Annotated in this window: 25 protein-coding genes; 11 read left to right on the top strand and 14 right to left on the bottom strand. The window is 73.1% G+C overall.

The annotated features are described in order from the left end of the window. The 3 genes from ABJI51_RS07280 to ABJI51_RS07270 all read left to right on the top strand — a co-directional run bounded on the left by ABJI51_RS07280 (position 1) and on the right by ABJI51_RS07270 (position 2,983). Complete coding sequence (locus ABJI51_RS07280) at positions 1-1,254, top strand: cytochrome P450 (RefSeq protein WP_348948507.1); 1,254 nt, start codon at positions 1-3, stop codon at positions 1,252-1,254. After that, positions 1,254-2,141 carry a LysR family transcriptional regulator gene (locus ABJI51_RS07275; protein WP_348948506.1) on the top strand — a complete coding sequence of 296 codons (888 nt, stop codon included), beginning with the start codon at positions 1,254-1,256 and terminating at the stop codon, positions 2,139-2,141. Before ABJI51_RS07280 ends, ABJI51_RS07275 begins: the two co-directional genes overlap by 1 nt. A gap of 95 nt (positions 2,142-2,236) precedes the next feature. Beyond that, positions 2,237-2,983 (top strand): SDR family NAD(P)-dependent oxidoreductase, encoded by a 747-nt coding sequence (locus tag ABJI51_RS07270; RefSeq protein ID WP_348948504.1) that lies wholly within the window; start codon positions 2,237-2,239, stop codon positions 2,981-2,983. 63 nt (positions 2,984-3,046) lie between these two features. Here the strand turns inward: ABJI51_RS07270 and ABJI51_RS07265 are convergent, their stop codons facing one another. Further along, positions 3,047-3,850, bottom strand: coding sequence for a DUF1295 domain-containing protein (locus ABJI51_RS07265; protein ID WP_348948502.1), 804 nt, complete (start codon positions 3,848-3,850; stop codon positions 3,047-3,049). Positions 3,851-3,880: 30 nt separating this feature from the next. On the opposite strand from ABJI51_RS07265, the gene ABJI51_RS07260 reads away from it, so the two are divergent. Continuing rightward, entirely contained in the window at positions 3,881-5,095 is a 1,215-nt protein-coding gene (locus tag ABJI51_RS07260) for a threonine synthase (protein WP_348948500.1), read from the top strand. Here the strand turns inward: ABJI51_RS07260 and ABJI51_RS07255 are convergent. Further along, on the bottom strand, positions 5,092-5,445 hold the full coding sequence (locus ABJI51_RS07255; RefSeq protein ID WP_348948498.1) for an arsenate reductase family protein: 354 nt from the start codon (positions 5,443-5,445) through the stop codon (positions 5,092-5,094). The genes ABJI51_RS07260 and ABJI51_RS07255 overlap by 4 nt on opposite strands. A gap of 55 nt (positions 5,446-5,500) precedes the next feature. On the opposite strand from ABJI51_RS07255, the gene ABJI51_RS07250 reads away from it, so the two are divergent. Next, entirely contained in the window at positions 5,501-6,100 is a 600-nt protein-coding gene (locus ABJI51_RS07250) for a TetR/AcrR family transcriptional regulator (protein WP_348948496.1), read from the top strand. Further along, positions 6,097-6,723, top strand: coding sequence for an enoyl-CoA hydratase/isomerase family protein (locus tag ABJI51_RS07245; protein WP_348948494.1), 627 nt, complete (start codon positions 6,097-6,099; stop codon positions 6,721-6,723). Before ABJI51_RS07250 ends, ABJI51_RS07245 begins: the two co-directional genes overlap by 4 nt. 269 nt (positions 6,724-6,992) lie before the next feature. Here the strand turns inward: ABJI51_RS07245 and ABJI51_RS07240 are convergent, their stop codons facing one another. The 8 genes from ABJI51_RS07240 to ABJI51_RS07205 form a co-directional block, all read right to left on the bottom strand. Next, positions 6,993-8,228 carry an RNA polymerase sigma factor gene (locus ABJI51_RS07240; protein WP_348948492.1) on the bottom strand — a complete coding sequence of 412 codons (1,236 nt, stop codon included), beginning with the start codon at positions 8,226-8,228 and terminating at the stop codon, positions 6,993-6,995. 5 nt (positions 8,229-8,233) lie between these two features. After that, the gene (locus ABJI51_RS07235) at positions 8,234-8,584 is read right to left on the bottom strand and encodes a YciI family protein (protein ID WP_348948490.1); all 351 of its coding nucleotides are present in this window, start codon (positions 8,582-8,584) and stop codon (positions 8,234-8,236) included. Positions 8,585-8,665: 81 nt separating this feature from the next. Beyond that, positions 8,666-9,610, bottom strand: coding sequence for a hypothetical protein (locus tag ABJI51_RS07230; RefSeq protein ID WP_348948488.1), 945 nt, complete (start codon positions 9,608-9,610; stop codon positions 8,666-8,668). 58 nt (positions 9,611-9,668) lie between these two features. Further along, positions 9,669-10,115 carry a hypothetical protein gene (locus tag ABJI51_RS07225; protein ID WP_348948486.1) on the bottom strand — a complete coding sequence of 149 codons (447 nt, stop codon included), beginning with the start codon at positions 10,113-10,115 and terminating at the stop codon, positions 9,669-9,671. Positions 10,116-10,268: 153 nt separating this feature from the next. Then, entirely contained in the window at positions 10,269-10,943 is a 675-nt protein-coding gene (locus ABJI51_RS07220) for a response regulator (protein ID WP_348948484.1), read from the bottom strand. Positions 10,944-10,975: 32 nt separating this feature from the next. After that, positions 10,976-12,151, bottom strand: coding sequence for a sensor histidine kinase (locus ABJI51_RS07215; protein WP_348948483.1), 1,176 nt, complete (start codon positions 12,149-12,151; stop codon positions 10,976-10,978). Between the two features lie 81 nt (positions 12,152-12,232). Continuing rightward, entirely contained in the window at positions 12,233-13,057 is an 825-nt protein-coding gene (locus tag ABJI51_RS07210) for an NAD(P)H-binding protein (RefSeq protein WP_348948481.1), read from the bottom strand. Positions 13,058-13,109: 52 nt separating this feature from the next. Next, entirely contained in the window at positions 13,110-13,478 is a 369-nt protein-coding gene (locus ABJI51_RS07205) for a YciI family protein (protein WP_348948479.1), read from the bottom strand. Positions 13,479-13,642: 164 nt separating this feature from the next. Between ABJI51_RS07205 and ABJI51_RS07200 the strand changes: the two genes are divergently transcribed. Further along, positions 13,643-14,722 (top strand): WD40/YVTN/BNR-like repeat-containing protein, encoded by a 1,080-nt coding sequence (locus ABJI51_RS07200; RefSeq protein WP_348948477.1) that lies wholly within the window; start codon positions 13,643-13,645, stop codon positions 14,720-14,722. A gap of 2 nt (positions 14,723-14,724) precedes the next feature. Next, positions 14,725-15,009 carry a ubiquitin-like small modifier protein 1 gene (locus ABJI51_RS07195; RefSeq protein ID WP_348948476.1) on the top strand — a complete coding sequence of 95 codons (285 nt, stop codon included), beginning with the start codon at positions 14,725-14,727 and terminating at the stop codon, positions 15,007-15,009. Here the strand turns inward: ABJI51_RS07195 and ABJI51_RS07190 are convergent. Then, complete coding sequence (locus tag ABJI51_RS07190) at positions 14,984-16,372, bottom strand: MFS transporter (RefSeq protein ID WP_348948474.1); 1,389 nt, start codon at positions 16,370-16,372, stop codon at positions 14,984-14,986. The two genes, ABJI51_RS07195 and ABJI51_RS07190, sit on opposite strands and share 26 nt — an antisense overlap. 24 nt (positions 16,373-16,396) lie before the next feature. Between ABJI51_RS07190 and ABJI51_RS07185 the strand changes: the two genes are divergently transcribed. Further along, complete coding sequence (locus tag ABJI51_RS07185) at positions 16,397-16,828, top strand: MerR family transcriptional regulator (RefSeq protein ID WP_348948472.1); 432 nt, start codon at positions 16,397-16,399, stop codon at positions 16,826-16,828. Here the strand turns inward: ABJI51_RS07185 and ABJI51_RS07180 are convergent, their stop codons facing one another. Next, positions 16,829-17,440, bottom strand: a complete 612-nt coding sequence (locus ABJI51_RS07180; protein ID WP_348948470.1) for a hypothetical protein — start codon at positions 17,438-17,440, stop codon at positions 16,829-16,831. It lies immediately after the preceding gene. A gap of 9 nt (positions 17,441-17,449) precedes the next feature. After that, the gene (locus ABJI51_RS07175; RefSeq protein WP_348948721.1) at positions 17,450-18,583 is read right to left on the bottom strand and encodes an MFS transporter; all 1,134 of its coding nucleotides are present in this window, start codon (positions 18,581-18,583) and stop codon (positions 17,450-17,452) included. A gap of 161 nt (positions 18,584-18,744) precedes the next feature. Here ABJI51_RS07175 and ABJI51_RS07170 point away from each other — a divergent pair, with 161 nt between their 5' ends. Both ABJI51_RS07170 and ABJI51_RS07165 read left to right on the top strand, forming a co-directional pair. After that, the gene (locus ABJI51_RS07170; RefSeq protein ID WP_348948469.1) at positions 18,745-19,821 is read left to right on the top strand and encodes a hypothetical protein; all 1,077 of its coding nucleotides are present in this window, start codon (positions 18,745-18,747) and stop codon (positions 19,819-19,821) included. A 59-nt stretch (positions 19,822-19,880) separates the two neighbouring features. Next, positions 19,881-20,690: an SAM-dependent methyltransferase gene (locus tag ABJI51_RS07165; protein ID WP_348948467.1), complete on the top strand. Its 810-nt coding sequence runs from the start codon at positions 19,881-19,883 to the stop codon at positions 20,688-20,690. Here ABJI51_RS07165 and ABJI51_RS07160 read toward each other — a convergent pair whose 3' ends face one another. Next, positions 20,691-21,872: an MFS transporter gene (locus ABJI51_RS07160; protein WP_348948465.1), complete on the bottom strand. Its 1,182-nt coding sequence runs from the start codon at positions 21,870-21,872 to the stop codon at positions 20,691-20,693. It abuts the gene before it with no gap. Positions 21,873-21,927: the final 55 nt, after the last annotated feature.

Genomic DNA, 21,927 nt, shown 5'->3' with positions numbered 1-21,927 from the left:
GTGGGGATCACCGATCCGGACACCTACGTGCGGGGTGTCCCGTACGAAGAGCTGGCCCGGCTGCGGCACACGGCGCCGGTCGCGCGCGTCGACGACTTCTGGGCCGTCCTGCGGCACGCCGACGTGCGGCGGGTGCTGCGCGATCCGGCGACCTTCTCCTCGCAGCTGGGCGGCACGCAGATCCGCGACGCGGCGGACCTGGCCTACGTGCGCCGGATGATGCTCAACATGGACCCGCCGGAGCACGGCAGGCTCCGCGGGCTGCTCACCAAGGCCTTCACCCCGCGCGCCGTCGCGAAGCTGACCACGCAGATCGAGCGCTGGGCGCGGGAACTCGTCGCCGCCGTCGCCGGCCGGGGCGAGTGCGACTTCGCCGCGGTGGCCGCCGATCTGCCGCTGCGCACCCTCTCGGCGGTGTTCGGGGTGCCGGACCAGGACCGGCGGCTGATGTACGACTGGAGCAACCGGGTGATCGGCTACCAGGACGCCGACTACGCCGTCAGCGCCACCGTCTCCGCGGCCGACGTCACCGATCTCGCGCGGGCGGCACTCGCCGTCCGGCCGTCACCGGGACCGGACGGCTCGATGCCGGATCCGCGGACACGCGCGGGAATGCCGGACCTCTACGCGTACGCGAACGCACTCGGCGACTACAAGCGTTCGCATCCGGGCGAGGACGTGATGAGCAACCTGATGCGGCACGTCGGCGACGACGGCGGCCGCGTCTCGCTCGCCGAGTTCGAGAACCTGTTCTGGCTGTTTTCCGTGGCGGGCAACGAAACCCTGCGCAACGGCCTGCCCGGCGGGATGCTCGCGCTGCTGACCCACCCGGACCAGTACCGGCGGCTGCGGGAGGACCGGTCGCTGCTGCCGTCCGCGGTCGAGGAGATGCTCCGCTGGTGGACGCCGGTGATGCACTTCCGCCGGACGGCCACTGTGGACACCCGTCTGTCCGATGTGGACATCCGGGCCGGGGACAAGGTCGTCGTCTGGTTCTCCTCGGCCAACCGCGACCCGGCGGTGTTCGCCGATCCGGACGTCTTCGACATCGGACGCACGCCCAACGACCACCTGACCTTCGGCCACGGCCCGCACTTCTGCCTCGGCGCGCACCTCGCGCGCGTCCAGATGCGGGCGATGTTCGCCGCGGTCCTCGACCTGCTCGGCGAAGCCGAACTCGCCGGGGAACCGGTGCGGCTGCGGTCGAACTTCCAGAACGGCCTCAAGGCGCTGCCGATCCGGTGGGCCCGCTGATGGAGATCCGGGAGCTGCGGGCGTTCGTCGCGGTCGTCGAGGCCGGGGCGATGTCGAAGGCGGCGCGGCAGCTGCACGTGAGCCAGCCGGCGCTGTCGCAGACGATCACCGCGCTGGAACGGCGGCTGGGCGTGCAGCTGCTGGTCCGCACGAGCACCGGCGTGCAGGCGACCGACGCGGGGACGACGCTGCTGGGCGAAGCGCGGGCGGTGCTGGCGCGCCACGACCAGGCGCTCGCCGTCATGGCCCGGCACACCGAGTCCGGCGTCCTGCGCGTCGGTGTCCCGCTGGAACTGCCGCCGCAGCTGCTGCCGTCGGCGCTCGCGCGGCTGGACGGCACGCGGGTGCAGGCCCGGCACCTCTCGTCGGTGGCGCAGGTGGCCGCGCTGCGGGCGGGCGAGCTGGACGTCGGGCTGGTCCGCGAGCGCCCGGCCGGGCCCGGCCTCGACGCGGCGCTGGTGGTCACCGAGAACGTCGGCGTGCTGCTGGCCGCGGACGTGGCGGACAAGCTGGGTTCCCCGGTCCGGCTGGAGGAGCTGGCCGGGCTGGAGTGGTTCGCGTTCCCGCGCGCGGGCAGCCCGGCCTGGTACGACGAGCTGGCGGCGATCCTGCGCAGCCACGGCCTCGACGTCGGCCCCGAAGTGCCGGAGGAGCAGCGGCTGATCGTCGAGCTGAAGATCCCGGCGGTCAGCGCGGGCGGGGCCTTCGCGTTCGCCCCGCCCGAGTGGCCGTACCCGATGCCGGACACCGTCCGGTGGGTACCGCTGGCGGGCAACCCGATCGTGCGGCGGACCTGGGCGGTGTGGCCGGCGACGTCACGCCGCCGCGACGTCGCCGCGTTCGTCGCCGCGCTGGAGGAGTATCGGCGGGACGAATCACGGGCATAAGCAGTGCCGAACGCCCGGCCGGAAGCCCGCCGAGCCGCTGCGCCTTGCACCCGGTGACCGGGGAAGCACCCCGGCAAGGGATCGGGAGTTGAGCGATGAGTGCAGAACTGTCCGGGTCGACGGCGCTGGTGACCGGCGGGACGAGCGGCATCGGCCGCGCGACGGCGGCCGCGCTGGCCGGGCTCGGCGCGCACGTGGTGCTGTCCGGCCGGGACGCCGTCCGCGGCGCCGAGGCCGTCGAGCGCATCCGAGCGGCGGGCGGCAAGGCCGACTTCCTCGCGGCGGACCTGAAGGACGCGGCGTCGGCGCGGGCCCTCGCGGCCCGGGCCCGCGAAGCAGGCGGGCCGATCGACGTGCTGGTGAACAACGCGGGGATCTTCCCGACCGGGCCGACGGAGTCCTTTGCCGAAGCGGACTTCGACGCGATCTTCACGACGAACGTGAAGGTGCCGTTCTTCCTGGTGGCCGAGCTGGCCCCGGAGATGGCCCGCCGCGGCCACGGCGCGATCGTCAACGTGTCCACGATCGTCGCGAAGATCGGCATGCCGGGCATGGCCGCCTATGGCGCGTCGAAGGCCGCGATCGAGCTGCTGACGAAGGCGTGGGCGGCGGAGTTCGGGCCGTCGGGAGTCCGGGTCAACGCGGTCAGCCCCGGCCCGACCCGCACGGAGGGCACGGCGGTCTTCGGCGACGGCCTGGACGAGCTGGCCGCGGCGGCCCCGGCGGGCCGCGTGGGCACGCCGGAGGAGATCGCGGCGGCAATCGCGTTCCTGGCTGCCGGTGACGCGAGCTTCGTCCACGGCGCGGTGCTGCCGGTGGACGGCGGCCGCGCGGCGGTGTGAGCCGGCGATGAGCTGAAAGGCGCTTTCGGCTCACCTGGTGCGGCGAACGGGACTTTCGTCGCGTCAGACGCCAGGAAAGCGCCTTTCAGCACGCGCCGGCCACCACGGCACCACCGCCGACGTGCGGCGCTGGTAGTCCGCGTACTCCGGGTACCGCGCCTTGCTGATGCTCTCGGTGAACCGGGTCGACCCCACGAACAGCAGCGTCAGCAGGACCGCGCCCGCGACCGTCCACTGCAGACCGCCCGCGACGACGCCGAACGCCGCCACCGCCCACCACTGCGCCTGCTCGAAGAAGAAGTTCGGGTGGCGGGAATAGCGGAACAGGCCCGTCTGCAGGAACCGCGTCGGTGCCCGGCCCGCGTGCTTCTCGCGGTGGAACTCCCACTGCTGCTGGTCGGCGATCGTCTCGCCGGCCAGGAACGCCAGGAACACCACCGCGACGACGACGTCCGCCACGCCGAAGCCGCCGCGATGGTCCAGTGCGGTGAGCGCGGGCAGCGAGATCAGCAGCAGGATCACGTTCTGGTACAGCGCAATGAAGAAGAAGTTGAACACCTGGAACTGCCACGGCGCCATCCGCTCGCGCAGCACCGCCCACCGGTAGTCCTCCCCGCCGGGTGCGTAACCACCCTTCCGGGCGAAATTGAACGTCAGCCGGGCGCCCCACAGCGCGACCAGCGCGAACATCACGTCGAGCCGGGCGTCGGCGAACCCCGCGGCGCCGGCGAAGATCCCCAGGTAGACCACCGGAACGATCGACCAGATCCGGTCCACCCAGGAGTACTCCCTGGTCAGCACCGAGGCCAGCCACGTGCCGATGGTGACCCCGGCGAAGACGTACAGGCACACCCGCAGCGCGTCCATGCCCTCACTCTAGGACCTAGGATCGGCGCCGTGCCGTATTCGTTCCTCAGCCACCTCGACTGCTCGCGGACCGGCGAGCGGCTCGACGCCGACGTCGTCCAGGGCCTCTCCCCCGCCGGGGCGCCGCTGCTCGCGCGGTACGACCTCGACGGTGTCCGGGAAGCCGTGACGCCGAAGGAGATCGCCGGCCGGGAGCCGACGCTGTGGCGCTATCACGAGGTGCTGCCGGTGCGCTCGCCCGAGCACGTCGTGAGCCTCGGCGAAGGCATGACGCCGCTGCTGCGGTTGCCGCGCTACGGGCGCGAGCTGGGGCTGTCCCGGCTGTGGATGAAGGACGAAAGCCTGGTCCCGACCGGCACGTTCAAGGCACGCGGGGCCGCGGTCGGCGTCTCGCGGGCGGCCGAGCTGGGCGTGCGCGGGATCGCGATGCCCACGAACGGCAACGCCGGCGCCGCGTGGGCGCTGTACGCGGCCCGCGCGGGGCTGAGCAGCCTGATCGCCATGCCCGATGACGCGCCGCCGATCACCCTGCGCGAGTGCGTTGCCGCCGGGGCCGAGGTGTACCGGGTGGACGGTCTCATCGGCGACGCGGGCAAGCTCGTGGCCGCGGCGGTGCGGCGGCGCGAAGGCGTCCAGGACGTCTCGACGCTGAAGGAGCCGTATCGCATCGAGGGCAAGAAGACGATGGGATACGAGATCGCCGAGCAGTTCGGCTGGCGGCTGCCCGACGTCATCCTCTACCCGACCGGCGGCGGTGTCGGCATCATCGGCATCCACAAGGCCCTGCGGGAAATGCGGGAACTGGGCTGGATTTCCGGGCCGCTGCCGAAGCTGGTGGCGGTGCAGGCCACCGGGTGCGCGCCGATCGTCACGGCGTTCCTGCGCGGCGAACGGGAGAGCACGCCGTTCCCGGACGCGCGGACGGCCGCCTTCGGCATCACCGTGCCCAAGGCGCTCGGCGACTTCCTCGTGCTCGACGCCGTGTACGACACCGGCGGCACCGCGGTCGCCGTCACCGACGACGAACTGCTGACCGCGCAACGGGAACTCGCCGAGCGCGAAGGCACCTTCGTCTGCCCGGAGGGCGGAGCGTGCTTCGCCGCGTTGCGGCACCTTCGCGAGTCCGGCTGGCTCGACGGCGGCGAAGACGTCGTCGTGCTCAACACCGGCGCCGGGATCAAGTACCCGGAGACCGTGCCGCTGGACGTCCAGCTGCTCGCGAAGACCGACGCGATTCCGGGCTAGAGGACCGAGCGCACCGTTTCCGGGTCGCGGGCGACGACCGTCGTGCCGTCGTCGGCGGTGATGATCGGCCGCTGGATGAGCTTGGGGTGCTCGGCCAGCGCGGCGATCCAGCGGGACCGGTCCGCGGGCGTGCGGCCCCACGACTTGAGGTCCAGCTCCTTCGCGACCGGCTCGCCGGTGCGCGCGATGTCCCACGGTTCGAGGCCGAGGCGGTCGAGCACGGCTTCCAGCTCCGCCGTCGTCGGCGGGTCCTCGAGGTAGCGGCGGACGGTGTACTCCGCGCCCGCTTCGTCCAGCATCGACACCGCGGACCGGCACTTCGAGCACGCCGGGTTGACCCAGATCTCCACGGGCGGGAGCTTACCGCCCTGGTTTTGGAGCACGTGTTCTGTTACTGTCGCCGCCATGCCCCGCCCCCGCGTCCACGACCTCGGCAGGCTGCTCGACGTCGCCGAGCGGCTCGTCGCCGAGTCCGGCGCGGGGAACGTCACCGTCCGCGCCCTGGCCGCGGCCGCTGGTGTCCCGAACGGCACGATCTACCACGCGTTCGGCTCGCTCAACGCGCTGCTGGCCCGGGTCTGGCTGCGTGCGGCGACGGCGTTCCTCGACCTGCAGACCGCGCTCGTGGACGCGGCGCCGACGCCGGTGGAGGCCGTCGTCGCGGCGGCAGGCGCGCCGGCGGTGTTCGCCGACCGGCAGCCCGACGCGGCGCGGATGCTGCTCACCGTCAAGCAGGACCGGTTCTTCGGGCCCGAACTGCCCGGCGAGCTGGCGGACGCGCTGCACGCGCTCGACAAACGCCTGGTCCAGCTGCTCGTCCGGCTGGCCCGGATGCTCTGGGACCGCGGCGACGGACTGGCCGTGGAGGTCGTCACGACGTGCGTCGTCGACCTGCCGACGGCGTTCTTCCGCCGCGACCTCACCGACCCACTGGTGCGGAACCGGCTGGCCGCCGCGGTGCGGGCCGTGCTGACCGTGCCTCCTCGAGAAAAGGACCGACCGTGACCGACCCCGTTTCCGTGCTGGACCTCGGCGACGACGAAAACCGCTTCTCCCCGGACTGGCTGCAGCGCGTCCATTCCTTTTTGGACGGTGTCGAGGGCCCGCTGGTGACCACCGGCGGCGGGAAGTTCTACTCGAACGGTCTCGACCTGGACTGGCTGACCGCGCACGGCGACCAGGCCACGCAGTACGTGACGGACGTCCAGGAGCTGTTCGCGCGCGTGCTGACGCTGCCGGTGCCGACGGTCGCGGCGATCAACGGCCACGCGTTCGGCGCGGGCGCGATGCTGGCGATGGCACACGACTTCCGCGTGATGCGCGCCGACCGCGGCTACTTCTGCTTCCCCGAGGCGGACATCAACATCCCGTTCACCCCGGGCATGGCGGCCCTGATCCAGGCCAAGCTGACCCCGGCGGCGGCGGTCGCGTCGATGACGACGGGCCACCGCTTCGGCGGCACGGAAGCCCTCGAAACCGGGCTGGTGGACGAGATCGCGGCCGAGGGCGAGGTGGTCAAGGTGGCTAGCGAGCGGGTCCGGGCGCTGGCGGGGAAGGACCGCGGCACCCTGGGCGCGATCAAGGCGACGATGTTCGCTCCGGCCGTCGCGGCTTTGCGGGCGAGCTAGCCGCCGCGGGATCCGGTGGCCGAAGGGCACCTTCCTTGCGTCACGTGCACTGAAGGTGCCCTTCAGCGCACGCCGGCCGGTGGATCCTGGTTGAACGCCACCTTGGCGCGCAGGCCGCCGAGCCGATGCCGGCATCCGCGGCTTGTGATCCACGGGCTGGGCCTCCGGCCCCCGGTTTCCAGCTTACCGGCGGGCACCGACAGTTCCGGGGCGAAAGCCGGGGCCGTGGTTCGTGAAGGCCCCCTTGCCGAAGTTCCTCAAGGTGGCCTTCACGCACTTTCGCACTCGGTGAGGCGGCGGCGCAGGTGGACGCGCTCCGGTTCCGTTCCGGCGAGGGCCAGGGCTTGGCGGTACGCCGCGGCCGCTTCGGCCGCACGGCCGAGGCGGGACAGCAGCGTGGCCCGGGCCGCCGGGTAGGGGCTGTACTCGCGGAGGCGGGGCTCTGCGGCCAGGCCGTCCAGGAGGGCCAAGCCCGCCTCCGGGCCGTCGCGCATGGCCACCGCCACCGCGTGGTTCAGCTCCACCACCGGGGACGGGGCCAGCCCGCGCAGCACGTCGTACAGCGCGACGATCTGCGGCCAGTCCGTCCCCGCCACGTCCGGGGCCTCGTCGTGCAGGGCCGCGATCGCCGCCTGGACTCCGTACAGGCCCGGTGGGCCGCCCGTCAACGCCGCCACCACCAGGGCCGCGCCCTCCTCGATCAGCGCGCGGTCCCAGCGGCCGCGGTCCTGGTCGTCGAGCAGGACCAGCTCGCCGTCCGGGCCCGTGCGCGCGTTGCGGCGGGCGTGGATCAGCAGCATCAGCGCCAGGAGCCCGGCCACCTCGCGCTCGGCAGGCAGCAGGCGGCGCAGGATGCGGGCCAGCCGGATCGCCTCCTCCGCCAGGTCGAGCCGCTGCAGGTCCGGGCCGGAGCTGGCCGCGTAGCCCTCGGTGAAGATCGAGTACACGACCTGCAGCACGGCCGGCAGCCGGCCGGGCAGCTCGGCGGTATCCGGCACCCGGAACGGGATGCGCAGCGCGCGGATGCGGTTCTTCGCCCGCACGATCCGCTTGCCCATCGTCGCGCTCGGCACCAGGAACGCGCGCGCCACCTCGGCCGTGGTGAGACCGGCCAGGCAGCGCAACGTCAGTGCCGTCCGGTCCTCGGCGGGCAACGCCGGATGCGCGCACGTGAAGAACAGCTGGAGCCGCTCGTCCGGCAGGTCGCCGCCGGGGCTGGGCGGCGGGGCGGGCGCGCGCTCGGCCTCGACCTGCAGCACCGCGAGCCGGGCCGCGTAGGCCTGGTCGCGGCGCAGCCGGTCGACGGCCTTGCGGCGGGCTGTCGTCATCAGCCAGGCGCCCGGCTTCGGCGGCACGCCCTCGGCCGGCCAGTGCACCAGCGCCGCTTCGATCGCCTCCGACGTCACCTCTTCGGCCAGGTCGAGGTCGCCGAAGCGGCGGACGAGCGCCGCCAGCAGCAGCCCGCGCTCCTCCCGGAACACCGCCTCGACCGCCCGCCCGATCACCGCGGTCAGCCCGGGTAGTCGGCGAGCGGGCGCACCACGATCGACCCGCCGTCCCGGGCGCCCGGGCAGCGCGCCGCCCAGTCGAGCGCGACGTCGAGATCCGGCACGTCGACGACGAAGTAGCCGCCGAGCACCTCCCGGGTTTCGGCGAACGGCCCGTCGGTGACGACCCGCTCGCCGTGCTCGCCGACCCGGACCGTGGTGGCCGCGGTGACGTCGGCGAGCGGGTTCCCGTGCAGGTGGACGCCCGCCTCCTTGATCTCCTTGTAGAACAGCTCCCAGCCTTCCGGCGTGCAGCCGCCGGCGACTTCGCCGCCCGCGGTCAGGCTCGCGTTGATCAGCATCAGGTACTTCACGGGATCCTCCAGTGGCTTGGTTGCCGTACGCCACCACCACGAACGGCGACCGGCCCCTTGGACACACCTTCGCAGAAAACTTCAGGATCGCGTGACGGCTCCGCTGTCCAGCACCGTCACCAGCTCCCCGTCACCGGTGAAGGACGCGCTCACGACGTCGTCGCGCGTTTCCAGGACCCGGCCGCCCGCGTCCAGCAGCTCGAACCGCGCCGCTCCCGAAAGCGCGAACCGGGGCGAGCGCGGGTCCGCAGCCACGAACATCTCGCTGTCGAAGTCCCGGGCCCACAACGGTTTCCCGGCGCGGTCGACGGCCCGCATCGCCGTGTGCCGGGCGCCTTCTCCGCGGACCGTGTGCTCCACCAGCACCGCTCCGGCCGCGCCGAACACGCACTCCGGCGCGCCGGGCAGGTCCGTGGCCAGGACGGACGGCGGCCCGTCGCGGCCGACCAGTGCCGCGGCCTCGCCGAGGACCAGGGCGGTCCGGCCGTCCGGGCTCAGGCAGGCGTCCTCGCCCGGCCGGTCCGCTCGCGTGCCCGGCCGCCAGCCGGTGCCGTCGCGGTCGAACCACCGCACCCCCGGCGACACCGTCACCGCGCTGGTGCCCGCGGCGTTCTCCACCCAGCCTGCCGACGGCTCCGGGGCCGCGCCGGTGACCCGGACCGCGTTCTCCTCCCCCAGCACCAGATGGTCGTCGTGGGCCGAGAGCACGCGGCCCGCCACGTCGAAGCGCTCCAGCTTGCCGTTCGTGACACGAGAAGCCGGGCCGCCGCCGGAGAACACGGCGTCCGGGCAGTGGCGCAGGCAGACGACGGCCGCCGGGTCCCCCAGCTCGGCGCCGAAGCGCCACACCTGCCTGCCCGACCGGTCGACGCCGCGGTAGCTGCCGTCGGCCAGGTCGTAGACGACGGCGCCGTCGCCGTCCACAGCCACCAGCGCCGCTTCGGCACGTGCGGGCGGCGGGCTTGCGCCGCACCCGGCGAGCAGCACGGCCGCGGCCGTCAGGCCGAGCACCCGTTTCCGGTGCATTGCCGATCCCCTTTCCCCACGGGTGGGGCCCGGAATCCGGGCCCCACCCCACCCCCGGTCAGAAAGAGGCCGTGTGGCCGCTGCAGTGCGGGTCCGCGCCCTTCACGTCGATCGCGAACTTGAATTCGACGTACGACTTCTCCGAGCGCTTCATGTCCCAGCCGCTGACGTTCTTCGAGCCGTTCGCCTTGGCGTTGTCGCCGGAGATCCAGGTGTGCTTGATGGTGTCGTGGCCGAGCGTCTTGTCGTACTTCGCGCGCGCCTCGACGTTGTTCTTGTTCCCCACCTTCTTGGCCCCGCCGAGCTGCCAGCTCAGCTTGGTGATCCAGTCCTTGCCCGACGCCGTCTTGTAGGTCGCCGAGTAGTTGGCGGTGCTGCCCTTGCTGCTGCAGGAACCGGTGACGTCGGCGGCGGACGCGGTACCGGCGGAAACCGCCATGAGCGTCAGCCCCACCGCGGACGCCGCGACGGCTCCGGCGACCCGCTTGCCCGTGGTCGTGATCATTGTTTCCCCTTTTCCCGTGGATTCTCCGGTTACTTCCCGGATACGGAAAAACTACCGGGGGAAAACGCCGCGGTCGTCTGCCGCACACCGGATTTCCGGGTACCCCCACGCGGGTAGCGGAAGCACGGGGTCAACCACGGGAGCAGTTTTCCGTCACGACTGTGACGTGCCGACCAGACCTGTCTCGTAGGCGACGACGACCGCCTGTGCCCGGCTGTTCAGGTCGAGTTTCGCCATCACCCGCGAAAGGTGCGTCTTGACCGTGCCCTCGCTGATCATCAGGCTGCGCGCGATGTCGCCGTTGGTGATGCCGGTGGCCACCAGGCTCAGCACCTCGCGCTCGCGCGTGGTCAGCGGTTCGAGCCGTTCCTCCTGGTCGGCGGGCAGCGACGGCGGCCGGTAGCGGCCGACGAACGCGTCGATGAGCCGCCGCGTCACCGTCGGCGCGAACAGCATGTCGCCCGCCGCCACCGAGCGGATCGCGGCGAGCAGGCTGGCCGGCTGGGCCTCCTTGAGCAGGAATCCCGAGGCACCGGCCTGCAGGGCTTCGTAGACGTACTCGTCGAGGTCGAACGTGGTGAGGATGAGGATCTTCGGCGCCGGGTCGAGCCCGCTGCCGAGGATCCGGCGGGTCGCGGTGACACCGTCGACGCCGGGCATCCGGATGTCCATGAGGATCACCTCGGGCCGCGTTTCGCGGGCGCGGTCGACGGCTTCGGCGCCGTCGCCCGCCTCGCCGACGACCTCGCACCCGGGACTGGCCGCGAGCAGCGCGGTGAGCCCGGCGCGCACGAGCGGCTGGTCGTCGACGACGAGAACGGTGGTCATGACCTGCTCCCCTGCAATCGTGACCTGCGGACTCAAGCCGTGGGCAGCACCAGTTCGACGGCGAATCCCCCGTCCGGCCGGGGACCTGCGGTCACGTGCCCGCCGTAGAGCTTGGCGCGCTCCTGCATGCCCAGTAAACCGTAGCCGGACGTGCCCCGGGGCGGGGTCGCTTTCCTTGCGGGCACGTCGTTCTCGACCCGCGCGACGATCCGCGCCGGTTCCCGGCGGACGGTGACCGTCGTGCGGCACACCCCGGCGTGGTTCACCACGTTGGTCAGTGCTTCCTGCACCACCCGGTAGGCGGTGAGCTGCAGTGCCGAGGGCAGGTCGCCGAACGGCCCGGTCGCCGACAGTTCGACCTCGACGCCGAGCGCGCGGATCCGTTCGGCCAGCTCCGGCAGCTGCGCGAGACCGGGCGCCGCGGTGAACTCGACGTCGCCTTCGGGACCGGCCGCCGCGGGCAGGCGCAGCAGGTTGAGCACCCGGCGCATGTCGTCGAGGGTTTCCCGGCTGACGTCGCCGACGGTCTGCACCGCGGCCCGCGCCGTCGCGGGGTCGCTGTCGAAGACGTACCCGGCCAGTCCCGCCTGCATCGAAATCACGGACATGTGATGCGCGATGACGTCGTGCAGTTCCCTCGCGATGCGCAGCCGTTCCTGGACCATCGCGCGTTCGAGCCGGTGCTCGTGCTCGCGCCGCAGCTCTTCGGCCGCCTCGGCCAGCTGCCGGTTGCGCTCGGCCAGCTGCCGCGACAGCCCGCCGAGCACGATGGCGACCCCGCAGATGACGACCGTCTGCGCGACCGCGCCCACCGGCGGGATACCCAGCGCCGCGGCGCCCGCGTAGAGGACGGGACCGGCCACCACGACGGCCGCGAGGCTGATGCGCACCGTCGTCATGGCCGCGACGCTGTAGAGCGCGAGCACCGGGCCCCACAGGTGCAGGCCCGGCAGGTGACCGCGGGCGAGGTAGACCAGGTAGGCGGCCGAGGTCAGCACCAGGACGAGCACCGGCGCCGTCCGGCGGGCGGCCAGCGGCAGGCAGACCGCGGCGGTGAGCAGGTAGGCCCAGCCGTCGAACCAGCGCCACGGCTGTTCGCGGAACCCGCCGCCGACCAGGCTCATCATGGCGAAGATCAGCACGGCGACCCCGGCGTCGACGGCCCACCTCGGGACCCGGCGCGTCACGAGCCTGCGGGCGCCTTCCACGGTCCGAGCCTAACCAGCCGGCGGGCCGGGGGCGTCATACCGGAGGAGTGCCCGCGCCTGCTCCCACGGTTGACCCCGCGGTCACCGGAAGGCGTCCGCGTGCGCGGCCGCCCACTCGGCGAACGTGCGCGCCGGCCGTCCGGTCACCTCGGCCACGGTGGGGTACACCGTCGCCTCGTCCAGCGTCCCGCCGACGTAGAAGTCCCAGAAGGCCTCGACGTACTCGCGCGGCATGCTCGCTTCCAGCTCGGCGCGTGTCTCTTCGTTCGTCAGTTCCACGCAGCGCAGGTCGCGCCCGAGCACGCGAGCCAGGACGGCGACCTGCTCGGCGGGCCGCAGCGCGACCGGCCCGGTCAGGTCGTGGACGCGGCCTTCGTGCCCGCCGCCGAGGGCGTGCACGGCCACCGCCGCGATGTCGGCCGGGTCGACGCACGCGACCGGGACACCGGCGAACTGGACGCGCACCGTGTCGCCTTCGCGCAGCTGCGGCAGCCAGCGCAGGGCGTTGGACATGAACGCGCGCGGCCGCAGGAACGTCCAGTCCAGCCCGGACTCGCGCACCGCGCGCTCGGCGAGCGTCATGTACCGCGAGACCGCGTTGTCCAGGTTCTCCAGCGCGGCCGAACCCCCGGACAGCAGCACGATCCGCTGCACCCCCGCCTCGCGCGCCCGCGCGAGCATGCCGGGCATGTCGTTGTAGCCGGACAGGAGGAAGACGCCTTCGACGCCCTTGAGTGCGTCGCCGAGGCCGGCGGGATCGTTGAGATCGCCGACGGCGGCCTCGGCACCCTCGGGCAGGGCGGCGTCCGGACGGCGCACCAGCGCCCGCACCGGACGGCCCGCTTCCGCCAGCGCCGCAACGACTTCCGCGCCCACATTGCCGGTGGCGCCGGTGACCAGATACATCGCTCTACCCCCAGAGTCGTGTCCGGCCAGCGTAGCGCCACCGGCGCCGGGGTCAGCCCTGCGGCAGCTCGTCGAACTCGACGACCTGCCGGATCTCGACCTCGATCTCCATGTCGAACAGCTCGACGTACCGCTTGGCGAACTCGACGGCCTCCGCGCGGTCGGCGGCGTTGATCAGCGCGAACCCGCCGATGACCTCCTTGGCCTCGGCGAACGGCCCGTCGGTCACGCGGATCGCGGCGCCGCGCGGCTTGCGGACCAGCGCGCCCTTGTCCGTCTTGTGCACGCCCTCCGCCGTGATGAGGATGCCCTTCTCCGCCGACTCCTGGATGAACGCGCCCATCTCGGCGGCGAACTCCGGAGTGGGGTTCCACGCCTGCGGGTCCTGCTCGTCGACCCGGTGCATCATGAGGAAACGCATGGCTTTCTCCCTGTTCTCCAGGCCGGGGTCCGGTGTGTTCCCGGACGCGGTGACCGGCCTTCACCCCCGCGTCGATCGGCCGCACGCGGCGCTCGACATTTCGTCCCGGCATTTTTCCGGGGAGAGTACTGTGACGTGGCTCACCCCTTGGAGAAAGGTGTCGGATGTCTGTTCTGCTCGCGATCGGGACGCGCAAGGGACTGTGGCTGGCGACCAGCGACGACCGGACGACCTGGGAGGTGACCGGCCCGCACCACGCGATGACCGACGTGTACGCGGTCGGCATCGACACGCGCCGCGCGACGCCGCGGCTGCTGGCCGGCGTGCAGAGCGAGCACTTCGGGCCGAGCGTGGCGGTCAGCGACGACCTGGGCGCGACCTGGACCGAGCCCGACCACGCGCCGATCGCGTTCCCGGCGGACACCGGCGAGTCCCTGGCCAGGGCCTGGCAGCTCGTGCCCGGCCCGGCGAGCGAGCCGGACGTCGTCTACGCCGGCACCGAGCCGTCGGCGCTGTTCCGCTCCACCGACGGCGGCCGCACCTACGAGCTCGTGCGCGGCCTGTGGGACCACCCGCACCGCGAGCACTGGACGCCCGGGGGCGGCGGCAAGGCCATCCACACCGTCCTGCCGCACCCGGACGATCCGGCGAAGATCACCGTGGCGATGTCCACCGGCGGCGTCTACCGCACCGAGGACGGCGGGGACACGTGGGCGCCGAGCAACACCGGCATCCGCGCGGTCCACGTGCCCGACCCCTACCCCGAGTACGGCCACTGCGTGCACAAGGTCGCCCGGCACGCGAGCGAGCCGGACCGCCTCTACGCCCAGGTCCACCACGGCGTCTACCGCAGCGACGACGCGGGCGCGACCTGGCAGTCGATCGCCGACGGCCTGCCCAGCGACTTCGGCTTCCCGATGGTCGTCCACCCGCACCGGCCCGGGGTGATCTACACGTTCCCGCTGGTCGCCGACGTCATGCGGTTCCCGCCCGAGGGCCGGTGCCGGGTGTACCGCAGCGAGGACGCCGGCAAGTCGTGGGAGGCGCTGGGCCAGGGCCTGCCGGACGGGTACTGGGCCGGGGTGATGCGTGACGCGATGTGCACCGACGACGCCGACCCGGCCGGGGTGTACTTCGGCTCGCGGACCGGTGACGTCTACGCCAGCCGCGACGACGGCGACAGCTGGCAGCTCGTCGCGGCACACCTGCCCGACGTGCTCAGCGTCCGCGCGGCGACGGTGTGACCATGCGGATCACGGTGCTGCTGCCCGGCCCGCTGCGGGAGAAGGCGGGCGGCGAGTCCCGCGTGGAGGTCGAGGTCGCCGAGCCCGCCACGCTCGGCGCGGTGCTCGACGTGCTCGCCGACCGCTACCCGGCGCTGGAGCGGCGGCTGCGGGACGAGCAGGCGGGACTGCGCCGGTACGTCAACTTCTACGTCGACGGCGAGGAGTGCCGACGGCTCGACGGCGCCGCGACGGTCCTGCGCGACGCCGCCGAAGTGCACGTCATCCCGTCGGTCGCGGGAGGCTGAGTTCGGCCGACAGCGCCGCCGCGCGCCGGGCCGTCGCCGCGGCCCGGCGCCCGGTGCCGAGCAGGGCCAGGGCGAACAGGCCGGCCCCGAGCGCCGCGACCAGCCACCACACCCCCTGAGCCGTGCCCGCGAGCGCGACCCCCAGTGTCGTGCCGGTCTGCCGTCCGGAGGACGCCACCGAGGCGGCCACCCCGGCCATCGACGACGGCATCCCGGAGACGGCGGTGTTGGTGATCGGCGGGTTGACCGTGCCGAGGAAGACGCCGAACAGCACGAAGGTGGCGAGCACCAGCGGCAGCGGCGTCGCCGGGCCGAGCCACGCCGCCGCGGTGCCGCCCGCCGCCAGCGCGGTCCCGGCGACGACCAGCGGCCACCGCGGGCCGCGCGTGCCGACCAGCCGCCCGGTCCACGGGGACAGCACGAGCACCAGCACCCCGACCGGCAGCAGGCACAGCCCGGCGGCCTGCGCCGTCAGGCCCCGGGTCTCCTGCAGGTACTGGGTGGCGGTGAACAGGAAGATCCCGAACCCGCACAGCGCCACCAGCGCCATGAGGATCGCGGAGCTGAACGCGATGCTGCGGAACAGGCGCAGTTCGAGCAGCGGGTCGGCGCGGCGCGGCTCGTAGGCGGCCAGGCCCGCCACGCCGAGCGCGGCCACGGCGAACAGGGCGAGGATCGGCGGCGACGTCCAGCCCAGCGACCGTGCCTCGATGAGGGCGTAGACGACGCTGCCGAGCACCACCAGCACGAGGACCTGCCCGACCGGGTCGAACCGGCGGGCCCGCGGCGCGCGGGACTCGGGCACGACCAGCGTGGTGGCGACGAGCGCGAGGACGACGACCGGGACGTTGACCCAGAAGACGGCACGCCAGCCGAAGCCGTCGACGAGCGCGCCGCCGAGGATCGGCCCGAGTGCCAGTGCCAGTCCGGACATCGAGCCGAACACCCCGATGGCGCGGGCGCGTTCGGCGGGCACGGGGAAGGTGGTGGCGACGATGGCCATCGCGACCGGGTTGAGCATGGTGCCGCCGATCGCCTGCACCGCACGGGCGGCGACCAGCCAGCCGATGTCCGGCGCCAGGCTGCACAGCAGCGAACCGAGGCCGAAGACCGCCAGGCCGCACTGGAAGACGCGCTTGCGCCCGACGCGGTCGGCGGTGGCACCGGCGAGCACGAGGAACCCGGCCAGCACGAGCGTGTAGGCGTCGACCGTCCACTGCAGACCGGAGACGGAGGCGCCGAGATCACGGCGGATGGCGGGCAGGGCGACGGTGACGATGGAGATGTCCATCACCACGACGACGATGCTGGCGCAGCAGGTCGCGAGCACGAGCCCGGGCCGCGCCGGAGGCGGAACGTTCATGGGATCGACGCTAGGATTTAGAGCGTGCTCGAAGTCAAACCGCCGATTCCCCCGGAGGGGCTGACGATCGCGGACGCGGCCCGCCGCACCGGCGTCAGCGCCCACACGCTGCGCTACTACGAGCGGGCGGGCCTGGTGGTGACACAGGTGGATCGCACGTCCGGCGGCCGTCGCCGCTACCGGCAGCTGGACCTGGACTGGATCCGGATCTGCACGAAGCTGCGGGCGACGGGCATGCCGATCAAGACGATCCGCCGTTACGCCGATCTGGTGTCGGCCGGGCGCGGCAACGAGCAGGAACGGCTGGCGCTGCTGGAGGAACACCGTGCGGAAGTGTTGGCGAAGCTGGCCGAGCTGCAGGAGAACCTGGCCCTGATCGACCGCAAGATCGGCGTGTACCGCGGCCGCCTGGAAGCCGGTGACGCGGACGATCTGTGGGCGCCGGCGCGGCCCTGATCAGGGTCCGGTGTCGGACCGCACCTTCGGCCGTCCGGTGTCGAAGAACGCCCTGACCTCGCGGGCCTCGCCGTCGGGCAGCCACCGGGCCGAGTACGCCGTGCCGTACCAGTCGATTTCGCCGGAGGCCAGCTCGGCGGTGGTGTCGTAGTCGTCCGGGTCGGCGCGGTCGCTGTAGTACCAGGTGCCGTCGTCGCCGCTGCGCAGGAACTCCAGCAGGGACGCCGGGCCGACGAACAGGTAGCCGCAGGCACGGCCGCCCCGGTGCAGCGCGGCGACGCGCCCGGCGAACTCCGACTTGCCCGTCCGGTGCTCGTCGCCGGTGTCGAAGAAGCGGTCCAGGTACTTCTCCGGCGGCAGTTCGCTCTCGCGCAGCAGCGAGAACACCTCGCTGCCCGGTGTGAGTTCCTTCTCCCCGATCGCATAGGCCTGGGCGAGCCCGAGATAGGTGACGCCGGTGTTTTCCGCGTATTCCTGCGCTTCCGCTTCGGCCAGCGCAATGGCGTTGTCGAGGCCGGCGGCACGCCACAGCGTGATCCGTTCCTCGTACGGCTGCCCGGCGGAACCGGCCCACCGGAAGACACAGCGCACCGCGTACCACTCGTCCGCCACCGGTGCAGGCTACTGCGCGGAAGCGGCCTGCGGTTCGCGGCGGCGTGCGCTCACGGCGGCCGGCGCGATGAGCGCGGCCAGCAGCCCGACCACGACGAACGACACCGACAGCGACGTCGCCTGCGCGATGCCGCCGACCAGCGGCGGCCCGGCGAGGAACCCGCCGTAGGCGATGGTCGAGACGAACGCGACCTCGCGTTCCCCGCCGCCGTGCCCGGCCGACCCGGCCAGGCTCAGCGCCACCGGGAACGACGTCGACAGGCCCGCCCCGGCGAGCACGAAACCGGCCAGCGCCACGCCCGCCGACGGGACCAGGGCAGCCAGGGCCAGCCCAGTCCCCGCGACCAAGGCGCCAGTGACCAGCAGCCGGATCGCCCCGAACCGCCGCTGCGCCCACGATCCGCCGAACCGGCTCACGGCCATGGCGAGCGAGAACGCCGTGTACGCCAGCGCCGCGACGCCCTCGCCCGCGCCGTGCCGGGTCACCAGCAGCAGCGCCGACCAGTCCGCGCTCGCCCCTTCGGCGATCGCCGCGAACACGACGATCCCGCCCAGCAGCCACAGCACCGGCTGTTTCACCAGCGCGACGCGGGGACGTTCCGGCCGGTCGGCCGGGGCGGCACCGGCGGGAACGCCACGGCACACGGCCAGCAGGACCACCGTCGCCACGGCGGCGACCACCGCGAGGTGGCGCGACGGCGGCCAGTGGTGCCCGGCAGCCAGGCCGGCCGCCGCCGAACCGGCGAAACCGCCCACGCTGTACCCGGCGTGCAGCAGCGACAGCAGCGGCCTGCCCGCGCGGCGCTCGACGGCCACGCCGCCGACGTTCATCGCCACTTCCATCGTCCCGAGCGAGAGGCCGAGCCCGAACAGCAGCACCCCCAGCGCGAGCACCGAACCCGCGAGTCCGAGCAGCGGCAGGATGGCGCACGACACCAGCGTCGAGGTCACGACGACGGCGCGGGCACCGAACCGTTCCGCGAGCCGCCCGGCCAGCGGCGCGACGAGGAGCATGCCCGCGGTCATGGCCAGCAGCGCCAGGCCGAGCACGCCCGGCCCGGCCGCCACCCGGGCGGCCAGCGCGGGCACGCGCGGCGTCCAGGAGCCGTTGAGGGCACCGTTCGCCGCGAAGACCACGAACATCGCGACCGAGCCAGGAGCGGGTGTGCGCCGTCGTCCGAACACCCGGGCATCGTGGCAGCGAAACGATTTCGCGGGCCGGGATTTCCGAAAACGACGGACGGCGAATCCCGTTTCCACGGAACAATCCGCACCCCCGCGGGAACGGCGGTTACGGTGATCCGGTGGATCAACGAACGGATTCCGCAGAATGCGCAGAACCGGATCCGGTGCTCGACGCCGTCGTCGTGCCGGCGTGGCGCTCGGTGGCCGGCCTGACCCCGGCGATCCGGCTGGCCCAGGATCTCGGCACCCGGCTCGTGCTGCTGTGCAGCGGCAGAGTGAGGGCGGCCGAAGCCCGCACGGCGGCCACGGGTCTCACTGTCGCCGCGATCGACATTCCGCCGGGATACCGGAATCCGCTGCTCGATTTCGCGACCTCGAAACACCCCGCCGTGGCCGACGCGCAATTCACCGACGTCCGCGTGAAACGCAATCTGGGACTGCTGATCGCCCGGATGAGCGGCTGGTCGCGCATTCTTTTCCTCGACGACGACCACCTGCTCGGCCCGGCACAGGCGCGGGCCGCGGGCGCGGCCCTGCGCACCCACCGCGTCGCGGCGTTCCGCGCCGAGGAGTTCCCGGACCGGTCGGTGGTCCGGCACGCCGAGCAGCTGGCGGGCGGCACCCCGGCGATCTCCCCGAGCATCGGCACCGCGGCCGTGCGCCTCGACGCCGGGACGACGTTCTTCCCCGAGGTCTACAACGAAGACTGGCTGTTCCTCTACGACAGCGCGGCTCCCGGGCCCGCCGACGCGGGCACCGTCCGCCAGCTCCCCTACGACCCGTTCGCCCGGCCCGCCCGTGCCGCCGCCGAGGAGTTCGGCGACGTCCTCGCCGAGGGCCTCGTCCGGTTCCGCGAGGCCGGGCTGCACGCGACCGAAGCGTCGGAAGCCGACTGGACCGCCGTCGTACGGGAGCGCGGTGACCTGCTCGGCGACCTCGCCCGGCGGCTGCGCGCCCGTGACCACGCCAAACCCGCGCTGCGCGCACTCGAAGCGGCGGCAGACCGGCTGTCCCGCACGACCGGCGAACAGCTGGCGTCCTACGTGACCCTCTGGCGTGAAGACGTCGAACGGTGGCGTGAGCGGCTCGACGCGGTCGGCGGCTCGCTGCCGGTGGCGTCCGCGCTCCGCTTCCTGGGCCTGCACGAGCAGGCGGTCCTCTCCGCCGCCGAGCCGCCGGCGGTGGCCACCGGGTGACACCGGCAGCGGAAACCGCCGCCCGGCGGTTATTCTCGGACCGGGAGCGGGGAGCGGGAATGGACGACCGGCAGCAGGCGCAGGAGGGGATCGACCTCGATCGCCCGAACGCCGCACGCGTGTACGACTACCTCATCGGCGGCGAGCTGAACTACGCGATCGACCGCGAGTTCGCGCGGAAGATCCTGGCACTGCGGCCGGAGTCGCGGAAGCTGGCGCTGATGAACCGGCGCTGGCTGCGCCGGGCGGTCCGGTTCGGCGCCGAGCAGGGCATCCGCCAGTTCCTCGACATCGGCTCCGGCATGCCCACCGTCGGGCACGTGCACGAGGTCGTCCAAGCGATCGACCCGGCGTGCCGGGTCGTCTACGTCGACATCGAGCCGATCGCCGTCGCGCACAGCAAGATCGTGCTGCAGGACAACGAGAACGCGGGCATGGTGCACGGCGACGGCGAGCATCCCCGCGAAATCCTGGAGCACCCGACGACGACGCGGCTGCTGGACCTGAGCGAGCCGGTGATGGTCGTGATGGCCGCGTTCGTGCACTTCATCCCGGACGCCCGCGACCCCGCCGGGATGATCGCCACCTATCGCCGGGCGATGGCGCCCGGCAGTTACCTCGCGCTGTCGTCCGGCACGTTCGAGGGGCAGGGCGAAGAGGTGCGCCGCGCGGCCGAGCTGTACAAGCAGAGCGGCACGGACGTCTTCCCGCGGTCCCGCGCGGAGCTGCAGGCCCTGCTGACCGGCTTCGAGCTGGTCCCGCCGGGCATCGTGTACACGCCGGAGTGGCGGCCGGACGACCCCGCCGACGTCGGCCCGCACCCGGAGCAGTCGAGCCAGCTGGCGCTGGTGGCCCGCAAGCCGTCCTGATCACCAGGCCGCCCGGCGTTCGGCGGCGCGGGAGACGACGGCGGCGGCGAACGCCGCGACACCCAGCGCGACGCCGATCCACACCGGGGCGACGAGCCCGAGCCCGCCGTCGATCGCCAGGCCGCCGAGCCAGGCCGACAGCGCGATGCCGGTCTGGAACGCCGACGCGTTCACCGAAGACGCGAGCGAGGGCGCTTCACTGGCCACCTCCACCGCGCGGGTCTGGAACACGGGAACCATCGCGAACCCGGCGGCACCCAGCACGAACACCATGACCACGGCCGTGACCGGCTGGTGCACCGCGAAGGCGAACACGACCAGCGCGGCGACCGCGGCGGCGATCGTGCCGTAGAGGGCGGGCCCGAGCGCCCGGTCGGCGAGCCGCCCGCCGAGCAGGTTGCCGCCGGTCAGCCCGGCACCGAACAGCACCAGCAGCCATGGCACCGCCGAAGCGCCGAAGCCGGCCACCCGCGTCAGGATCGGCTCCAGGAAGGTGATGGCAGCGTAGGCGGCACCCCAGCCGAGCATCGTCGTGACCAGCACCAGCCAGACCTGCGGGCGGCGGAAGACGGCCAGCTCGCCGCGGAGCCCGCCGCCGGTGTCGTCCGGCCGCGCCGGCACGAAGGCGGCGATCGCGGCGAGCGCGACCCCGCCGAGGATGGCGATGGCCCAGAACGCCGAGCGCCAGCCGAGCTGCAGGCCCAGCGCCGTCCCGAACGGCACGCCGACGACGTTCGACACGGTCAGCCCGGTCATCATGAGCGCGATGGCCCGCGACCGCCGTTCCGGCGCGACGAGGCTCGCGGCGATGACCGGGCCGATGCCCATGAACGCGCCGTGGCACAGGGCCGAGACCACCCGCCCGGCCATGAGCAGGCCGTACCCGGGCGCGAGGGCGGCGAGGACGTTCCCGGCGATGAAGAGGCTCATGAGCACGACGAGCATGGTCTTGCGCGACAGCCGCGCCCCGGCGGCGGTCATCACGGGCGCGCCGACGGCCACGGCGGCGGCGTAGCCGGTGACCAGCAGCCCGGCCGTGGGCAGGGAGACGCCGAGGTCGTGGCCGAGGGGGCCGAGCAGCCCGACGACGACGAACTCGGTCAGCCCGATCCCGAAGGCGCCGAGTGCGAGCGCGCCGAGAGCGAGTGCGCGACGCCGTGGCGGGTACTCGGTGACGGGCACGCGGGGGCTCCTTCCGGCGGGGGCATGATGATCTCCACGCTACTGAGATCCGCGG

The organism is Amycolatopsis melonis (assembly GCF_040064235.1).
Lineage (GTDB): Bacteria > Actinomycetota > Actinomycetes > Mycobacteriales > Pseudonocardiaceae > Amycolatopsis > Amycolatopsis melonis.
The sequence above is the reverse complement of the archived record's forward strand: the minus strand, read 5'-3'. Positions and strand labels throughout refer to the sequence as shown.